Below are 17,987 nucleotides of genomic sequence, written 5' to 3'. Positions count from 1 at the left end.
CCCCCAACCTAGCGACCGCTGTCCGTCCGCAGCGTCCAGGCGCGGACCCCGCCGACGATGCCCGCGGTGTTCGGCACCACCACCACGTCGTCGCCCATCCGGGCCAGCTGGGCCGGGGTGATCAGCCGCGAGTTGCCGCCGCCGAGGTAGATGCGGTCCCAGAGGAATACCGGGCGCAGCCCCTCGACCACGTTGCGGACCCGCCGGGACCAGAGCGCGTCGCCGAGCCGGCGCCGCTCGTGCTCACCGATGTAGGTGTCGTAGCTCATCCCCCACCGCACCGGCGCCTGCGACATCTCCAGGTGCGGGGCGAGCTGGCCGCCGTCGAACAGCGCGCAGCCCAGGCCCGTACCCAGGGTCAGGATGAGCTCGCAGCCGGTGCCCGCCACCACGCCCGCGCCGTGCACCTCGGCGTCGTTGAGCACCAGCGTGGGCAGGCCGAAGGCCTCGGCCAGCGCGGTCCGCGCGTCGTAGCCGCGCCAGGCCTCGACCAGCTCCGGGTCCACCCTGGTCCGGGGACCGCTGCGGGTCACGTAGTGCGGGGTCGCCACCACCACCCCGTGGCGCAGCATGCCCGGCATGCCGACGGTGACCCGGTCCGCGGTCGGCAGCCGCTCGCCGAGCTGGACCAGCGTCTTGACGAACAGATCGGGCGGCAACGGGTACGGCGTCGGGACGCGCAGCGGGTGGGCGCGCATGGTGCCCGCCTCGTCGAGCACGGACCCCTTGATGCCGCCGCCACCGCAGTCGATCGTCAACGTGAAAGCCACGCCCCAGTGTGCAACGCGGGCCCGCCGGGCAACAGTTAGAACCTGGCGAAGGACCTGATCGGCATCCGCGGGCCGAACCTGGGCGCGCTGATCCCGCCGTACGCCAGCAGCTCGCAGACCCGGCCGCGGTGGCCCGCGAACGGCTCCAGCAGCTCGAGCATCCGGGCGTCGGTGCCCCGGGCCTCACCGGCCAGCCCCCAGGCCACCGAGTTCGGGATGTGGAAGTCGCCGACGCTGACCGCGTCCGGATCGCCGTAGCTGGTGCGGACCACCTCGGCGGCGGTCCACGGGCCGATGCCGGGGATCGCGGTGAGCCGGCGGGTGGCCTCGGCGCTGTCGGCGCACCGCTCCAGCCGGGCGGCGGCCACGGCGGCCCGCAGCAGCGCCTGGGCGCGGCGCTGCTCGACGCCGAACGGATGGAAGACCCAGTAGGGCGTCGCGGCCACGGCCTCCGGGTCGGGCGGCAGCAGCAGCTCGGCCGGCCCGGGCGCCGGCTCGCCGAAGTGCCGGACCATCGCCCGGTATGCCCGGTGGGCCTCGATCCCGGTGACCTTCTGCTCCAGGATGGCCCGGATCAGCCGGTGGAAGACCTGGCCGGTGGCCGGGAACCGGACCCCCGCGAAGGTGGCGGCCAGCCGCGCGACCAGCGGGTGCGACGCCGCCCGGGCGGGGAAGTCGCCGAGGTCGTCGCGCAGGCCGGCGATCGCGTCCGCGCGGTCGACCAGCCAGGCCGCGCCAGGTCCGTGCCCGGTCGCGGTGAGCTCCGCGCCCGCGCGGGCCAGGTGCAGGGACCCTGGCCCTTCCGGGGTACGCGCGGAGAGCCAGAATTCGCCCTCCCCGAGCTTGCCGCAGGGGTCGTGGCGGACCACGAGCAACGACCGCAGCGTGCGGGTGAACTGATAGCCGTCCGGCAGCGTCAACCGGCGGGTCCTCGTCACCCGGGCCACTGTGCCACCTTCGCCGCCCGCGGCCAACCCTCCCGCCCGGCCGCTCCGGGACCCGGACGTGCCGATGGCCCTGACCGCGCTCCCGGTCAGGGCCATCGTGCGGGTTGGCGGACACCCGAGTCGGTCCGCGTCACCCGGTAGCGGAGCTGCGTAGCTCGGCTCGAGCGGGTCCCGCGCCTCCTTTCGTCAGCCGTTTCCTTGCTCGTGCCGCCTGCCGCTGGTCTTGCCGTCCTCAGGGGGGTGGACGGCGGCCGGTCCCGACGGGGGGTCCCGCGCGGGGCGGCGTCACCTCAGGCGACGCGACCCCGCGGGGGTTCGGTTCCGGTAGCGGCAGGGCTCCGTACTCAGTTGTTCTGGTTCTGGTCGTTCTGGTTGTTGTTCTGGTCGTTGTTGTTGCCGCCCTGGTTCTGGTTGCCCTGGCCCTGGTCCTGGTTGCCCTGGTCCTGGTTGCCCTGGCCCTGGTCCTGGTTGCCGCCGCCGCCGACCTCGATGCGCACCGCGTCGAAGGCGGGGGTCTGGTTGGCGCGCTGCATCATCGGGATGCGGTGCGAGCCGTCACCGGCCCACGAGGCGCACTGCGCGGTGCCCTCGGCGGGCAGCCCGGCGACCTGGATGGTCACCACGTCCGGGGCAGCGCTGCCCTGCCGGTCCTCGGTCGCCACGAAGAACGCGGGGACCGGCGCCGGGTCGGGAGCCTCGTTGGTGTTCGCCAGCATGCGGCAGGCGGTGTGGAAGTGGCCACGGACGAGGCCGCCCTGCAGGACCGAGCTCTCCACGTAGTAGCCACCCTGGCCGGCCGCGAGGAAGCGGTCCCGGATCAGGTTGCGCGTGCTCACCCGCAGGGTGAACGGCGTGTTCGGCGCCACCTGGGTGGGCGCCTCGGTGATCAGCAGCGAGGGGTTGTTCTCCTGCGCGCCGACCTCGCCGAACTCGGTGGAGACGCAGCGGTTGCCGTTCTGGAAACCGTCGTGCGCCTGCAGCTGGCTGCCCTCGCAGCTGTTGGCCAGGATGCCCAGGCCGGCGCCCGGGGGCGGGGTCACGACGCCGCCGTTGTTGCCACCGTTGTTGTTGCCACCACCGGTGTTGCCGCCGTTGTTACCGCCGTTGTTGTTACCGCCGGTGTTGCCGCCGGTGTTGCCGCCGCCACCGGCGTTGGTGTCGTTGCTGGCCGAGGGGGCCGGGGAGGCCGCGCCGCCGCCGTTGTTGCCACCGTTGTTGTTACCGCCGGTGTTGTTGCCCGCGTTCTGCATGACCCACTGCCGGCAGCGGCTGCGCATCTGGGCGGTGGTCGGCACGTCGCCCGAGCCGTCGTCCGCGTGCTGGGTCACCTTGCCACCGTTGGTGGTGTAGGTGCCCTTCTTGGTCTTGGTCGACAGTTTGCCGGACTTCGGGGCCTGGATGTTGTTGCAGGCGGCCAGAGCACGCTGGGTGGAACGCTTCGTGCTCGCGTCCGAGACCTGCGTGACGGTGACGATGCCGCCGAAGGCAACCAGGGTGGCTACCGCGGCGATGATCCGGCGCCGACCGGTGAACCACTTTGACTTCGAGGATTCGCGCCGGTACTGCGACCTTCGCATGGTGACACCTTTCTCTGTCGCACACGTGGCGGGCGGTGGAGCAGCCGCCTGGGGGTGATGCCGTACGGCCTGGTCGGCTGGCCAGGTCGGTGCCGTCCGCGGGCTATCGCGTCCGGAAGATGCGCATTGTGGTGATCACACCGGCGACCAGGGCGCCGGCGAGAACGAGGAGGATGACCGAGGTGTTGACCCCGGGGACGCCACCGGCGCCTGCCGCGGCGAGCATCTGGGTGTCGACCGGCACCGGGCCGCCGCCTGCCGCGGCCGGGGCCGGGGCGGTCGGCAGCGAGCCGAAGTCGACGATGCCGCTGCTCTCCAGCAGGGTCATGTGGGTCATCACGAACTGGTTGGTCTGCTGCGCCAGCTTGCGCACCGAGTCGTTGCGGGTGCTGGCCCGGATCGTCGCGATGGCCGGGAAGATCTTGCCGTGCGCCGCCCGCAGCCGGTCGATGTAGATCTGGTCGAACTGCGCGGCGGTCTCCGCGTTCTTCATCTCGTTCAGCCAGCCCTGCTGGTCGCTGTTCGGCTGGTTCGGCAGCGCGACGCCCAGCTTCTTGGCGACCGCGATGTCGAGCTTGTCGAGCACGACGTGCTGCTGCGAGATGGTCCGGCCGATGTTCACGACCCGGGGGTCCTCGGACTTCTCGATGGCCATGTTGCCGGCCGGGATCTCCCAGAGCCCGGCGAGCCGGACCTTGATGACGAAGTCGCGATCCGCGGCGCTGACCGCGCCGGCGCCCTTGTCGGTGAGACCGGTGTTCGGCGGTACGGGGACCGGGCCGTCTGCGGCCCGGGCCACTCCCGCCGGAGCCAGCAGGACCGTCAGGACCATTGCCAGGACGCCCACCAGCCAGCGGTGCAGCCGGCGCGTCGAGCGAGCGGCAATCATCTTTCACACCTCCGACGTCGGTTCGGGTAAACAATTCCGGCGGCCCGGGGGCCGGTCGTGGGAAACGATAGGAGAAGCATTTCCCGGCGGGCCTGCGAATACGGAATTCTTAGGCCCGATTTAACGAAGAATTATGGACTTGCGAGCATTCGTGGCGGGGGCCGGCCGACGCCGGTGAGCGTCGTCCGGCCGCACCCGAACAGGTCGATCAGTAGCTGTAGTCGGAGCCCGACTCGTCGCCACCGGCGTCGCCACCGGACTCGGCGGCGCCCTCTTCCTCATCCGCCGGCGGTGCGACAGCCTTGGACGGAGCCGGGAGGCAGGTCAGGTTCTTGGTGCCTTCGGGAGTGATGACGAACCACTTCTTCCCGACGTTCTGGCCCTTCCACTGCCCGGCCTTCTTGTCACCGATGTAGGTGTAGACCGGCCAGTTGTCGATGGTCAGCTGCAGCGTGCCGTCCTTGCGCTCGACGGTGCCGACCAGCTTGGCGTCGACGCCGTCGACCTTCGGCTTCTCGCCGGCGTTGATGACGGCCGGCGGCCACACCTTGGCGCAGTCGTCGTAGCAGTTCGACACGGCCTTCGGCTTCACCTTGTCGTCGTCGAAGCGGTAGAGCACAAAGCCGTCCTGGTTCTGGACGGTCTCGCCCATGCGCTTGACCTTGACGGCGTTGAGCTCGTCGGTGACCTCGTCCGCGCTGAGCTCGGGGGCCTCGGCCCCGTCCTCGGCGGCGTCGTCCTCCGGCTCGGCACCGGGCGTCGGGGTGGCGGTGGCGTCGACGGCGTTGGCAGCCGGTTCCGCGCCGTAGTCACTGGCGTTGTCCAGTCCCGCCGGGGCGCAACCGGTCAGCGCGAACGCCGCCGCGATAGAGGCGCCGACGACCTTCAACTTTCGCTTCTCCGGTACCACTGGTGCCCTCCAACTGGATCGATCGATCTCCGTGTCCGCGCTGTAGTACGCGGGCGGGCTGCCAGCGGTTGAAGAATCGGGCCAAACAAATTCTTTGATTTTGGATTGAACCCTGGCGGCGCGCGGTCCGTAAATGAGTGGACCGTCGGCACCTTTTGTCGCGGTGCGTGCCGGGGCATTCGCAACGAGTAATTGCCCGCGCATTCCGTTCGCTTTGCCGGCGGCGCCGCTCTCAGCCGGTCCGTCCCGGCGGGCCGGCGCCACGTCGGCGCCGGGACCTCGGGTCTGCGGTTGGCGGCTCCTGGCGCCGTACCGGTGGCGGAGCGGACATGCAGAAGCCCGGCCGCGCGTCGCCCGGCCGGGCTTCTGTCACGATCGCGATCAGGGGACGCGGACCAGCGCCTCGCCGGTGCCCTTGTCGTCGACGGACTGGATCTGCAGGTGGGCGATGTCCTCCCGGGGCAGGGCGGTGACCGCCTGCAGCAGCAGCGGGTCGGGCTGGGCCGCCGTGCCCCAGCCCTTGTCGCCGACCTTCCACGTCGACAGCACCTCGGAGGCGCCGTCGGTGCGGACCACCACGAGCCGGCAGGTCAGCGGGCCCTTGATGTTGGAGACCGCGAACGAGACCTGGGTGCCCCAGTCCTTGCTCTCCAGGGCCACGTCGGCGGTGACGCCGCTGCGCGGGTCGGTGTTGGTCATCCGCTCGCCGACCAGGTCCGGGCCGCCGATGCCGGTGCCGCCCTCGGCCAGCGGCAGCGGGTCGAGCTGCTTGCTGGAGCGCTGCTGCGTCGGGGCGGCCGGGTCCGAGTTGCCGAGCCACTGCCCGCCGGCGAAGAGCGCGCCGATCGAGAGCATCGCGAAGACCACCACGGCCGCGGCCAGCGAGTAGAGCCGCCGGCTGTTGGCCCGCCGGCGCTCCCGCTTCACCTCGCCGATCATCTGCTTGAGCATGAGGCCGTCACGCCGGGACTGCTCGGTGGCGACGAGCGCGTCGGCGTCCACGTCCGAGAGGATGTCCACGACCGGCAGCAGCGACTCGAGCTCGATGGCGCAGGTCGGGCAGTCGATCAGATGGTCCTCGAACCGGGAGGCGTCCCGCTCGTCGAGCACGCCCAGCGCGTACGACGCGACGTCGAAGTGCTGTTCCTGGGTCATTCCGTCACCCCCCGCTGCTGCAAGGCCGTACGCAGGGCCCGCAGGGCGTAGTACACACGAGACTTGGCAGTGCCCAGGGGCAGGCCGAGAACCTCGGCCGCCTCCGGAACGGTCTTGCCGCGGAAGTACGTCTCCACCAGGATCTCACGGTGCGACTGGCTGAGCGTACGGAGCGCGTCGGTCACGGTCATGAGCTGCAGCACGCGGTCGGTGTCGTCGGCCGTGCTGGGGAAGCTCTCCAGCTCCCGGTCGTACGTCTCCGGCGGCCGGGCGCTGACGCTGCGGTGGTCGTCGATGGCGATGCGCCGGGCGACGGTCACCAGCCAGGGACGGAGCGACTGCTGGCCCTGGGCACCGAGCCGGTGCGCGTTCCGCCAGGCGCGCAGGAGGGTCTCCTGCACGATGTCCTCGGCCCGCTGCCGGTCGCCGCCGGTGAGGCGCAGCACGAACATCAGCAACGGTCCCGCGTGCTCCTCGTAGAGCATCCGGACCAGCGTGTCTTCGTGGCTCGCCTCCGACCCGGCCCCGTGGCGGGCCTGTCGTGGAATCACGGCATCATCATTGTCCGCACCACGGCCTCCGTCGAGAGCCTGCCACCCGCCACCGGACCGCTGCTGCGTCATCGCACACACCCTGTCCGGCGTGAGCCGTTCCATGACCAACGCATGCATCGAATCCTCCAGCCGGTGCTTTCCCCGTCGCCTGTCATACGGCTGGGGGCACCGGCCGGGATCAACGCGAACGGGAAAATTTCCGGGAGCCCTACGGGCCGGCCGGCATCGAGGAGCAGTTGCAAGAGGATCCTCCGGGTCCAAGCCGCGTGGGGGCGCGACTTTCATGCATAGACACCGATATGTACTCGGGGGCACGCGAATAATACTCAGGACGCCTGGGGAGGCGACAGACGCGGAGTGCGCCAAGGGCCGGGCACGGTCGCTGGAGGTGGCACCGCCCTCACCGAGGGTCCCGAAATCCGGCGTACGCGGCGGGACACCGCGCCGTCCACAGCGCCCGGGTCGCCACCTGGGCAGGGGAAACAGGCCGACCCGGCAGGGCGGGTGGCGCGAACGGCCACCGTGCCCCCGGAACCCAAAAACTCACAAAACTAGTGAATCGACCAGCCAGCCCGGTCAACCGGCTCAGCGGCTGCGGGCGGTCGCCAGCGCCAGCGCCCGGTGCAGCACCCGGGCGTCGCCCAGCATCCCGCGCAGCCGCCGCTCCAGGCCCGCGATAGGCACCAGGTTCTGCGGCGCCCGGGGGTCCTTGTACGACGACGACGCGAACCTCGGCAGCGTCGCCGACGACAGGTCGGCCAGCTCCACCGCTTCCGCCGGGGTCAGGTCCGGGGAGCATTCGATGCGGACGATGCCCGACCACGGCGCGCCCGAGGCTCCCGGCAGGCGCAGATACCAGGACCAGCCGCCCCAGACCGTGCCCAGTTGGAACACCGGCGTGCGCTGGGTGGGCTTCAGCGACGTCACCACCGTGGTCAGGGTCGCGGGCAGGTACTGCTTCTGCTGCGTCTTCACGTACCCGATCGTGCGGGGCAGTTGCCGGCGGTTGCGCAGGGGGCCGTCCACCACCAGCAGGTCTGCGCCGTCCGAGCCGCCGTCGCGGGCCGCGCCCGAGATGTCGATCTCCAGGGCGGTCAGGGGTGCCTGCACCGCCGCCGGGAGCTTGCTCGCCTCCCCGGCGCCGCTGACCCGGTGCACCTCGTAGCGGACCGAGCCGGCCTGGAGGTCCTCCGCGGTCGGGGAGGCGGTGAACAGGCCGCGGGCCACCCGGGCGCCGGCCAGCTCCGCGATGCCGTTGCGCAGGTCGCAGCGGACCACGCCGGCGGCGTACGAGGCGGCCAGGCCGGCGTAGGACATGCCGTCCTCCTCCGCCGTCCACAGGCCCGCGTCGTTGCGGCGGACGCCGTCGACCAGGAAGACCACGTCGGGACAGCGGACCCGGGTCGAGACGTCGATCGGCGCCCACTGCGCCGCGGGCACCTCGACGTCCGTGTCGACCTGGGCGCTGCTGGGTGACCCCGGGCCGTCCGACGAGTCGCCCTCGAACGACGCACCGTACGACGGGTCCCAGGAGTCGACGAACATCCGCGTCACAGACCAACCCTCTCTACATGGGCCGTACGGGCGTCCTTGTGCACCTCGAAGCGGACCGGCACCCGGTCGGCCAGGGCGTGGACGTGGGTCACCACGCCCACCATCCGGTCGCCGCGGGCCGCCAGGTTTTCCAGGGTCGCGGCGACCACGTCCAGGGTCGCCGCGTCCAGGGTGCCGAAGCCCTCGTCGAGCACGATCGACTCCAGGCTCGCCGCCGTGGTCGACATGCCGGCCAGCTGCTCGGAGAGGGCCAGCGCCAGCGCCAGCGAGGCCTGGAACGTCTCCCCGCCGGACAGCGTGCGGACCCCGCGCCGCAGGCCCGCGTCGTGGTGGTCGATCACGTAGAACTCGCCCTTGTCGTGCATCAGGTCGTACTGTCCGCCGGTCAGCTCGCGCAGGATCCGCGACGCGCCGTCGACCAGCAGATCAAGTGCTTCCTCGAGCAGCCAGCGCTCGAAGTTGTTGGCCCGCAGGTGCCCGGCCAGCGCCTTGGCCGTGCGGCCGGCGAGCAGCAGGCCGGCCCGCTGCTCGGCGAACTCGCGGGCCTGCTCGCGCCGGTCGACCAGGCGCTGCCAGGCCGCGCCGGCCCGTTCCGCGGCCACCGCGGCCGCGCGGATCAGGTCGGCGTCGGCGCCGCCGGACGGCGCGGCGATCCCGGCGTCGGTGAACAACGTGAGCACCGCCGCGCGGGCCTGCTGGGTCTGCGCGTGCGCGGCCTCGACGGCCGCGACCGCCTCGGTCCGGGCCTGCTCGCGCTGCCGGGACGACTCCCGGGCCCACTCGACCAGCGCGGACCAGGCCGCGGCGAGGTCGTCGCGGTCGGCCGGCGGCGGCGAGAACCGGGCCACCGCGTCGCGGACCGTGTCGAACGAGCGCCAGGCCGTCCGCTGCTGCTCCTCGGCGGCGGTGACCGCCGCGTGGGCCTTGCGCTGGAGCTCGCGGGCCTCGCGGACGGCCGCGCCCGCGTGGTCGAGCTTGCGCTGGAGCTTGGTGAGCTCGTCGAGGCGCCGGCGCAGGGCCTCGACGCCGGGCGAGTCGGTCAGGGCCGCGCGCACCTCGGTCAGCCGGGCGCGGTGCTGCTCGAGCTGGGCGCGCTTGCGGTCGAGGCCGCGTTCCAGCTCGCGGGCCACCGCGTCGCGCTGCTTGAAGGCCGTGGACGCCACGTCCGCCGCCGCCCGCGCCGCCTTGCCGGTGCGCTCGGCGGTCTGCACGGCCGAGCCCTCCGGCACCGGCGGCACCTCGGTGACCGGCTGGGCGCAGACCGGGCAGTCGTGGCCGGCGGTCAGGTGGGCGCGCAGGGCGGCAGCGCGGTCCAGGGTCTGCGCCTCCGCGTATTCCGCGCGGGCCTGTTCCAGCAGCATCTCGGCGCCGGTGTGCGCGGCCCGGGCCAGGTCGGCGGCCGCCACGGCGTCCTTGTACTCCACCTCGGCGACCGAGACCTCGCCGGCGAACCACTCGGCCTGCCCGGTCAGCCGGTCCAGCTCGAGGTGGCGGTCCAGCAGCAGCCCGAGCGAGCCCGCGTCACCGGCGGCGGCCAGCTCCCCGCGTACCTTCTCCTCGTGCTCCTCGGCCGTGCGCACACCTCGCGCCGCCTCGGTGGCGCCGAGGCGCGCGGCGGCCGCGGCCTCGGCCACCTTGGCGCTGCCGGCCGGCATCCTCACCTTGGCGAGCACGGCCAGCTCGCCGGCGATCGTGTCGCGGGCCGCGGCCAGCTCGGCCTCCCGGTCGCGGACCGCGCTGAGCTGCGGCACCGCCTGCTCGACCGCGTGGGTCAGCTCGCGCATCGCGGTCAGCCGCGCCTCGGCGGCCTCGACCGCCTCGTCGTCGGCGTCGACCAGCCCGGCGAGCAGCTGGTCGAGGGTGGCCAGCTGGGCCTCTGCCTTGGTGGCCCGGGTGGCGGCCTTGGCCTGCACCTCCTCGTAGACGTGCAGGCCGAGCAGGTTGACCAGGATCTGCTGCCGGGTGGCGGGCTTGGCGTGCAGGAAGTCGGCGAACTGCCCCTGCGGCAGCACCACGCAGCTGGTGAACTGCTCGTACGGCAGCCCGACCGCCTCGATGATCGCGCTCTCCATCTCGGCCGGGGTGCCGGCCAGCACGTCGCCCAGGTCCTCCAGGCTCATCCCGGTGTCGAGCCGGGTCACGTCGAAGCCCGGCGGCATGAGCTGCAGGCCCGCGCCGGCCGTCTTGACGTTGCCCCGGCCGTCGCGGCGCACCACCCGGGTGGCCACGTACCGCGAGCCGGCCGACTCGAAGACCAGCCGCACCCGGGCCTCGGTGGCCGAGGGGGCCAGCGCGTTGCCGATGCCGCGGCTGCCGCCCCAGCGGGGCACCGTGCCGTAGAGGGCGAAGCAGATGCCGTCGAGCACCGTGGACTTGCCCGAGCCCGTGGGCCCGACCAGCGCGAAGTAGTCCGCGTCGGTGAAGTCGACCGTGGTCTCGTCGCGGAAGACCGTGAACCCGGCCATGTCGAGCCGTAGGGGCCTCATGAGTTGGTGCTCACCTCGTCGTACAGCTCGTCGAAGAGTTCCCGGACGCCTTCCTCGGCGGTGCCCCGGCTGTCCAGGTAGTCGCCGAAGAGCTGGCGGGGCGACCGGCCGGCCCGCTGCGCCATCCGCTCGCCGGCCCGGTCGGGCACCATGTCGGGGTCGATGCGCACCTCCAGGGCGTTGGGGAGCAGCTCCTGGACGTCCTCGCGGAGCCCCACCCGGGGTGTCTCCCGGACGAACACCCGCAGCCAGGCCTCCGGCAGGTTGACCGTGGCCAGCTGGTCCAGCGAGCCGCGCACGGTGCGGAGCATGCGGGCCGAGGTCACCGGCACGTCGCGGACCTTGGCCGCCTTCTCCGCCGACACGTCCACGATCGCGACCGAGCTGATGTTCTCCTCCTCGCCGAAGTCGACCGCCAGCGGGCTGCCGCTGTAGCGCACCGGGCACGGGCCGATGACCGACTGTGCGCGGTGCAGGTGACCGAGGGCGACGTAGTGGGTGCCGGGCGGGAAGACGGTGGCCGGGACCGCGTAGCCCATGACGGTGTGCGCCTCGCGCTCGCCGCCGCCGGTGCTGGCGCCGATCACGGTCAGGTGGGCGGTGACCAGGTTGACCACGCCGGGCTCGGTGAAGTCCTCGGCGAGCCGGGCGATCAGCCGGGCGATGTGGTCGGCGTACGTCTGGCTGGCCTCGGCGGCGGTCAGCTCGTACATCTCCACCGCGCGGATCGCGTACCGCTGGGAGAGGAAGGGCAGGGCGGCCACCCGCCAGCGCTCGCCACCGGCGGTCGTGCCGGTCAGGATGAGGTCGTCGGGTTTGTCCCGGACGGAGCCGCGCAGCGTGATGCCGGCCGCCTCGGCCCAGGGCCGGAGCGCGTCCAGGGCCTGGCCGTTGTCGTGGTTGCCGCCGATCGCGATCACCGTGGCGCCGGTCTGGCGCAGCGCCGACAGCGCCCGGGTCACCACCCGGACGGCGTCGGGCGAGGGCGCGGCCGTGTCGTACAGGTCACCGGCAATGATCACGAGGTCGGGCTGCTCGGCGCGGGCGATCTCCACCACCTGGCCGAGCACCGTGATGTGTTCCTCGTGCCGGGTCCGGCCCTTCAGGACCTTCCCGACATGCCAGTCGGACGTGTGCATGATGCGCATCGCAGCACCCTAGAACGGAATGTCGTCGTCGGACGAACCGCCGCGACCGCCGACCACCGCGAACGGGTCGACGCCCTGCACGATCGAGCGCATCGTGGCTGCCGGGGGCGGCCCCGACTCCGATTTGCGGGTCGCCCAGGCCGGGAAGGGGAATTCGACACAGAGCGGCACCGGGATGTCCGGCTGGTTGACGAACATCGTGCCGGGGCGGGCCAGCAGGGCGCGCTGACGCATCGCCGGCGGCAGGAAGCCGTACTCCGGGCGGGAGGCCTCGGCCGGGTCGAGGCGGCCGACCACCCGGATCGCTGAATTCGTCACGATGCGGCGCTCGACCTCGCTGGCGGTCTGCTGCGCGCCGATCAGGATCACGCCCAGCGAGCGGCCCCGCTCGGCGATGTCGAGCAGCACCTCCTTGATCGGCGACGAGCCCTCGCGGGGCGCGTACTTGTTGAGCTCGTCGAGCACCACGAAGAGCAGCGGCCGGCCGGTGCCCGATTTCTCCTTGTCGTCGAACTCCGTCTTCAGCGTCACGCCGACCACGAAGCGCTGCGCCCGGTCCGGCAGGTTGTGCAGGTCGACGACGGTGACCTGGGCGCTCTCCGCGGTCTTGATCTGGTGCGGGCGGCGGGCCGCGAGGTCACCCCGGATGAGCCGGGCCAGGTCGCGCTTGCTGCCGATGAGCCGGCGGGCGAACGCGTTGACGGTGCCCATGTTGACCGCGCTGCCCGCCCAGGTGGACCGGGTCTCGTCGTCGGTGAGCTGGTCGACGACGTGGTCCACCAGGTCGCCGTACGACGACAGCCGGCGCCCGTCGATGCTGATGCCACCCTCGGCCGGCAGGGCGTGCCGGGCCAGGTGCGCGGTGACCGAGTGCACCACCATCGTGTACTGCTGGCGTTCGTCGTCGGCGTCCGCGAACACGTACGGCAGGAGCCGCGAGGAGCAGAACTCCTCCAGCGTCCAGTAGAAGCTGTCCACCCCGGTCAGCCGGCTCTGCACGTCGGGCGCGCCGGAGGAGTCGCCGGCCCGCGGCGGCGCGTAGACCCGCACGTCGGGGAACGGCGTCGCGGGCAGCCCGAGCCGGGCGTACGCCGCCTCGGTCGCCTCGTCGAGCTTGGTGTTGGGGTGGTCGAGGAAGAGCAGGTCCTCGCCCTTGACGTTGAAGATCAGCGCGCGGGCGTTGACCGCGTCGCCGCCCAGCTGCCCGGAGCGGAAGACCGAGTAGAGCAGGAAGGTGGCGAAGCTGGTCTTGGTGGCGACGCCGGAGATGCCGGAGATCGACACGTGCGCGCCGCGGGTGCCGTCGAGGAAGTCGGCGTTGAGGAAGACCGGCACGCCGTCGCGGCCGGTGCCCATCGGGACCCGGCGCTCCATCCGGTCGAAGTGCAGGGCCGCGTCGCGGGCGGCGCCGGAGGCACGGTGCACGACCGCGCCGGGCGCGGGCGGCACGTAGAGCTCCGGGTCGACCCGGGTGGTGGTGATCTCGGCCGCCTCCTGCACCAGGGCCGGCAGCGTGCCGTCGGCGATGGCGAAGACGTCGGAGTCGAACTGCGCGCCCTCGTGCCGGGCGCGGACCTGGGTCACCACGCCGGCGATCGTCACCGGCTCGCGGCCGGGGAGCTCACGCTGGGTCACCACGACGTCGTCGAGCTGCAGATAACTGCCCGGCGTGACCGCCGTCCAGAACTGCAGGGGGGTGGCGTCGGCAGTGCCGAGGACACGCCCGACCGGTTCGCTCACTTCGACCACTTCGTCAGACACGCCGATCATGTTGCACCAGACGTATGACATCTGACGGACGGCACGTCGGTTGGCACGTGTTGTCCACAACTTCTAGGGGTCATCCACAGGTTTGTCCACAACTTCTAGCGGCTGCGGACGTACCTCAGAAAGAGCATGTCACCGTCGGCCAGGAGGCCGGCCAGGGACATCTCGCGCGGCGGGCCGTCGGGCCCGGTCGCGATGCGGCCGGCGCTGCCGCCGACCAGCCGGGGCGAGAGCGTCAGGCACAGCTCGTCGACCAGGTCGGCGGCGATCAGCGCGCCGAACAGCCGCGGGCCGCCCTCGCAGAGCAGCTGGGTCGCGCCCCGGTCGTGCAGCGCCCGGACCGCCGCGGCCAGGTCGACCGTGGTGTCACCGACGGTGATGATCTCGGCGACCCCGGCCAGCGCGGCCCGCCGGCCGGCCGGCGCGGCGGCGTGCGTGACGACCAGCGGCCGGATCGGCGCGTCGGCGAAGACCAGCTGCTCGGGGTCGAGATCGAGGGAGCCGGAGACGATGACCATCAGCGGGAACTCGGGCAGCCCGTGGGCCCGGCGCCAGGCGCGGGCGGGCGCGGTGAGGCGTAACGCGTCGTAGTTCTCGCTGCGGACCGTGCCCGCGGCGACCACCAGCGCGTCGCAGACCATCCGGAGCGAGTCGAAGATCAGCTTGTCGCCCGGCCCGCCCAGGCCACCCGACTTGCCGTCCACCGTGACGGCGCCATCGACGCTGGCCACGAAGTTGACCCGGAGCACCGGCTGCGACCGGCGCGGATAGCGCTCGACCAGGTCGGCGTCGCGGGCCTCGATCATGGGCCGGCGGGGCCGGTGACCGGCGGGGTGGGCTCGACGGGACGGTGCTGGCAGTCGCACCAGGACCCGCCCTTGCACTCGGAATGCCGGCGCTCCCGGCACGCACGACAGATCATCCCTGCACAGTAGCCGCGGGACGGTCCGGACCGGTCAAGGTCACATCCAACCGCCCGGGGGCGAGACATCAGCGGGCCTGAGGGCGATAATGCCCGGATGACCAGGCAACCCGTCCGTGCACCGGGGCGACCGACGCTCGACGCCGTCGCGGCGCGCGCCGGTGTCGGCCGCGGCACCGCATCGCGCGTCCTGAACGGGTCGACGCAGGTCAGCGCGCAGGCCAAGGCCGCCGTCGAGGCCGCCATCCAGGAGCTGGGCTACGTCCCCAACCGGGCGGCCCGCTCGCTGGTGACGCAGCGGACGGACTCGGTCGCGCTGGTCGTGTCGGAATCCCAGGAGCGGGTCTTCGGCGAGCCGTTCTTCGCCGGCGTGCTGCGCGGCATCAACGCGGCCCTGCTGGAGACCCCGCTGCAGCTGTGGCTGGCGATGGCCGCCTCACCCGAGCAGCGCGAGCGGGTCGAGCACCACCTGACCGGCCAGCACGTCGACGGCGTCCTGCTGCTCTCGCTGCACGACGACGACCCGCTGCCCGCCGTGCTGCGCGAGCGCGGCATGCCGTTCGTCTTCGGCGGTCGCTCCGCGCGCGCCGCGGAGAGCGATTTCTCGGTCGACGTGGACAACTCCGCGGGCGCCCGCAAGGCGGTCGAATACCTGCTCGGCAACGGCGCCCGGCGGGTCGCCACGATCGCCGGGCCGCAGGACATGGAGGTCGGCCGGGCCCGGCTGGCCGGCTACCGCGCGGCGGTCAGCGGTCCGGAGCTGGTCGCGTACGGCGACTTCAGCGAGGCCGGCGGCGCCAAGGCGATGCGCACCCTGCTGGAGTTCGAGCCCGACCTGGACGCCGTCTTCGTCGCCTCCGACCTGATGGCCAGCGGGGCGTTGCGGGCGTTGCGCGACGCCGGCTTGCGGGTGCCGCAGGACGTCGCGGTCATCGGCTTCGAGGACGCGCCGGTCGCCCGCCAGTGCGAGCCCCCGCTGACCACGGTCCACCAGCCCGTCGAGGAGATGGGCCGGCGGATGGCCGAGCTGCTGGTGTGCCGGATCCGCCGCGAGCCGGTGGCGAATTCCCACGTTCTGCTCGACACCCACCTGGTCCGTCGCGCCTCCGCCTGACCCGTCCTACCCTGGTGTGACTCCGGGCATAACTCTGCGCATTGACCACCGGGACACGGCGGCGCAACGGGGTCGAAACGCCGCTTGGGCAATCTTGGCGCATGGGACGGCACCGCCGTGCCGTCGTCCAGACGGGAGGAGTTGCATGTTGCTGCGGGTACGGGTCACTCTGCCGGACCGCCCTGGTGCCCTCGGTCAGGTCGCGCGCACGCTGGGCGTCGCCGGGGCCGACATCGTCCAGGTCGTCGTGCTGGAGCGACTCGGCGGGCGGGCGGTGGACGACTTCACCGTCGTCTGGCCGGGCGCCTCCCGCGTCGAACGGCTCCTCGCCGGCCTCGCCGCCATCCCCGGGGTGCAGGTCGACGGCGTCTGGCGGGCGATCGGCGCCCCGGTCTCCGGCGGGCACGACGCCGAGCTGCTGGCCCAGGTCGCGGCGAACCCGGCGGACGGGCTGGCCACGCTGGTCGACGCCGTGCCGGGGCTGCTGGCCGCCGACTGGGCCGCCGCCGCGATGGTGCCGGCCGACTGGGCCGCGCGCACTGCCGCACCCCGGCCGGCCCCGGCCGACGAGCCGTCCCTGCGCCTGCCGACCGGCAGCGAGCCCACGGTGACGTACGCGAGCTGGCGGGCGCCGTCCCCGCTGCGCCTGCCCGAGGTGACCCCGCTGCGCGCCCGGCCGATGACCGGCGCCGACGGCACCCGGTATGCGGTGGCCCCGTTCGGCCGCGCCGGCCTGGTGCTGGTGATCGCCCGCAGCGACGACGACGAGTTGCCGGCCGCCGCGTTCCACATCACCGAGGTCGACCGGATCGCCCAGCTGGTCCGCGCCGCCGCCGTGATCCTCGGCGACCGGCTGGACCACGCCGGTGTGCCCCCGGTCGCTACGGCTGTGATTGACCCCTCATAGTCGTCCCAGCTCAAGCAATGCGCAGGTAACACCGGCGAGGCACGCTTAGGTTCGGTTCAGGACGCGAGTCGACCCGAGAGGAAGTGCCGAGCATGGCGCTGTGGCGGATCAGGGCAACGGTCGAGGATCGTCCGGGATACCTCTCCGTACTCACCGCGAGCCTCGCGCTGCGGTCGGTCAACATCCTCGCCGTCCAGGTGCACACCACCGAGGGTGGCGCGGTCGACGACTTCCTGGTCGACGCGCCGGACACGATGTCGGAGCAGGAGCTGCAGGCCGCTATCGCCCGTGGCCGGGGCCGCGAGGCCTTCGTCACCCGCGCCGAGGCCCAGGGCCTGGCCGACCAGCCGACCCGGGCGCTGGCCCTGGCCGGCCGGCTGGTGCACGACCCCGACTCGCTGGGCGAGGCGCTGGTCACGCTGCTCGACGCGGCCGAGGTGCGCTGGCGGCCCGAGGGCACGGTGGTGCTGCACGGCTTCGACGAGGAGCGGATGACGCTCATCGACCCGTCCGGCGGCACCTACGAGGTGCTGCGGCCGGCGCCGGCGTTCACCCCGGCCGAATACGCCCGGGCGCAGGCGCTGGTCGAGGTCAGCGGCGCCCTGGTGCGCCGGGCCGGCGAACAGACCACGCTGCTGCTGCCGGACGGCGCCGAGCTGCTGATCCGCGCCGCGACCGGCGACGACGTCGAGGGCGTCCGGCGGCTGCACGCCCGCAGCTCGATGCGCTCCCGCCAGCTCCGCTATCTGAGCGGCATGCAGGTGCCGTCGGAGGCCCGGCTGCGCCGGATGCTGGAGCCGGCAAACGGCCTGACCCTGCTGGCCCTGCACGTGGACCCGGCCGGCGAGGAACGGGTGGTCGCGATGGCCAACCTGCTCACCGAGGGTGACCTGGGCGAGATCGCGCTGCTGGTGCAGGACGCCTGGCAGCGCCGCGGCATCGGCACCGCGCTGCTGCGCCGGCTGACCGCCGGGGCGGCCCGGATGAACTGCTCGGCCCTGGTGGCCCACACCGGCGCCGACAACGTGGCGATGCTGCGCACGCTGCGCCGGTTCGGCGTGGCCGGCCGCGGCGAGCGGGACGGGACGCTGCTGAGCCTGACGCTGCCGGTGGCGGGCAACCGGCCGGCGAACGAGGAGACTCCTGCCACCTCCGGGTGACGGGTGAGAGCGGCGGCGGGGGGGCCCCCCCCGGCCCCCCCCCCCCCGGGGGGGCCCCCCCCGGGGCGGGGCCCCGCCCCCCCCCCCCACAACCCGCCCGGGGGGCCCCCCCCCGCCGGCCCCCCCG

General features: G+C 72.9%; 15 protein-coding genes. 3 read left to right on the top strand and 12 right to left on the bottom strand.

Annotated features, from left to right (window positions below; all coding sequences use genetic code 11):
* Positions 1–8: 8 nt before the first annotated feature.
* From ACIBQZ_RS23780 to ACIBQZ_RS23725, 12 genes are all read right to left on the bottom strand, one after another.
* Complete coding sequence (locus ACIBQZ_RS23780) at positions 9–770, bottom strand: ROK family protein (protein WP_396090955.1); 762 nt, start codon at positions 768–770, stop codon at positions 9–11.
* A gap of 35 nt (positions 771–805) precedes the next feature.
* Positions 806–1,708 carry a DNA-3-methyladenine glycosylase family protein gene (locus tag ACIBQZ_RS23775; RefSeq protein WP_396090954.1) on the bottom strand — a complete coding sequence of 301 codons (903 nt, stop codon included), beginning with the start codon at positions 1,706–1,708 and terminating at the stop codon, positions 806–808.
* 353 nt (positions 1,709–2,061) lie between these two features.
* The gene (locus tag ACIBQZ_RS23770) at positions 2,062–3,294 is read right to left on the bottom strand and encodes a Pecanex-like protein 1 (RefSeq protein ID WP_396090953.1); all 1,233 of its coding nucleotides are present in this window, start codon (positions 3,292–3,294) and stop codon (positions 2,062–2,064) included.
* Between the two features lie 103 nt (positions 3,295–3,397).
* Positions 3,398–4,183, bottom strand: a complete 786-nt coding sequence (locus ACIBQZ_RS23765; protein ID WP_396090952.1) for a DUF4142 domain-containing protein — start codon at positions 4,181–4,183, stop codon at positions 3,398–3,400.
* 208 nt (positions 4,184–4,391) lie between these two features.
* Complete coding sequence (locus ACIBQZ_RS23760) at positions 4,392–5,072, bottom strand: hypothetical protein (protein ID WP_396090951.1); 681 nt, start codon at positions 5,070–5,072, stop codon at positions 4,392–4,394.
* Between the two features lie 402 nt (positions 5,073–5,474).
* Positions 5,475–6,248: a zf-HC2 domain-containing protein gene (locus ACIBQZ_RS23755; RefSeq protein ID WP_396090950.1), complete on the bottom strand. Its 774-nt coding sequence runs from the start codon at positions 6,246–6,248 to the stop codon at positions 5,475–5,477.
* Positions 6,245–6,919: a sigma-70 family RNA polymerase sigma factor gene (locus ACIBQZ_RS23750; protein ID WP_396090949.1), complete on the bottom strand. Its 675-nt coding sequence runs from the start codon at positions 6,917–6,919 to the stop codon at positions 6,245–6,247. The genes ACIBQZ_RS23755 and ACIBQZ_RS23750 overlap by 4 nt, the downstream gene beginning before the upstream one ends.
* A 468-nt stretch (positions 6,920–7,387) precedes the next feature.
* Positions 7,388–8,356 (bottom strand): hypothetical protein, encoded by a 969-nt coding sequence (locus tag ACIBQZ_RS23745; protein ID WP_396090948.1) that lies wholly within the window; start codon positions 8,354–8,356, stop codon positions 7,388–7,390.
* On the bottom strand, positions 8,353–10,842 hold the full coding sequence (locus ACIBQZ_RS23740) for an AAA family ATPase (protein WP_396090947.1): 2,490 nt from the start codon (positions 10,840–10,842) through the stop codon (positions 8,353–8,355). Before ACIBQZ_RS23740 ends, ACIBQZ_RS23745 begins: the two co-directional genes overlap by 4 nt.
* On the bottom strand, positions 10,839–11,990 hold the full coding sequence (locus ACIBQZ_RS23735; RefSeq protein ID WP_396090946.1) for an exonuclease SbcCD subunit D: 1,152 nt from the start codon (positions 11,988–11,990) through the stop codon (positions 10,839–10,841). Before ACIBQZ_RS23735 ends, ACIBQZ_RS23740 begins: the two co-directional genes overlap by 4 nt.
* A gap of 9 nt (positions 11,991–11,999) precedes the next feature.
* Positions 12,000–13,760, bottom strand: a complete 1,761-nt coding sequence (locus tag ACIBQZ_RS23730; RefSeq protein WP_396091118.1) for an ATP-binding protein — start codon at positions 13,758–13,760, stop codon at positions 12,000–12,002.
* A 95-nt stretch (positions 13,761–13,855) separates the two neighbouring features.
* The gene (locus ACIBQZ_RS23725) at positions 13,856–14,563 is read right to left on the bottom strand and encodes a pyrimidine reductase family protein (RefSeq protein ID WP_396090945.1); all 708 of its coding nucleotides are present in this window, start codon (positions 14,561–14,563) and stop codon (positions 13,856–13,858) included.
* Positions 14,564–14,776: 213 nt separating this feature from the next.
* On the opposite strand from ACIBQZ_RS23725, the gene ACIBQZ_RS23720 reads away from it, so the two are divergent.
* From ACIBQZ_RS23720 to ACIBQZ_RS23710, 3 genes are all read left to right on the top strand, one after another.
* Positions 14,777–15,793: a LacI family DNA-binding transcriptional regulator gene (locus ACIBQZ_RS23720; protein ID WP_396090944.1), complete on the top strand. Its 1,017-nt coding sequence runs from the start codon at positions 14,777–14,779 to the stop codon at positions 15,791–15,793.
* A gap of 145 nt (positions 15,794–15,938) precedes the next feature.
* Positions 15,939–16,700, top strand: coding sequence for an amino acid-binding protein (locus ACIBQZ_RS23715; protein WP_396090943.1), 762 nt, complete (start codon positions 15,939–15,941; stop codon positions 16,698–16,700).
* 92 nt (positions 16,701–16,792) lie between these two features.
* Positions 16,793–17,860: a GNAT family N-acetyltransferase gene (locus ACIBQZ_RS23710; RefSeq protein ID WP_396090942.1), complete on the top strand. Its 1,068-nt coding sequence runs from the start codon at positions 16,793–16,795 to the stop codon at positions 17,858–17,860.
* The last annotated feature ends 127 nt before the right edge of the window (positions 17,861–17,987 follow it).

The organism is Actinoplanes sp. NPDC049599 (genome assembly GCF_044465625.1).
Lineage (GTDB): Bacteria > Actinomycetota > Actinomycetes > Mycobacteriales > Micromonosporaceae > Actinoplanes.
The sequence above is the reverse complement of the archived record's forward strand: the minus strand, read 5'-3'. Positions and strand labels throughout refer to the sequence as shown.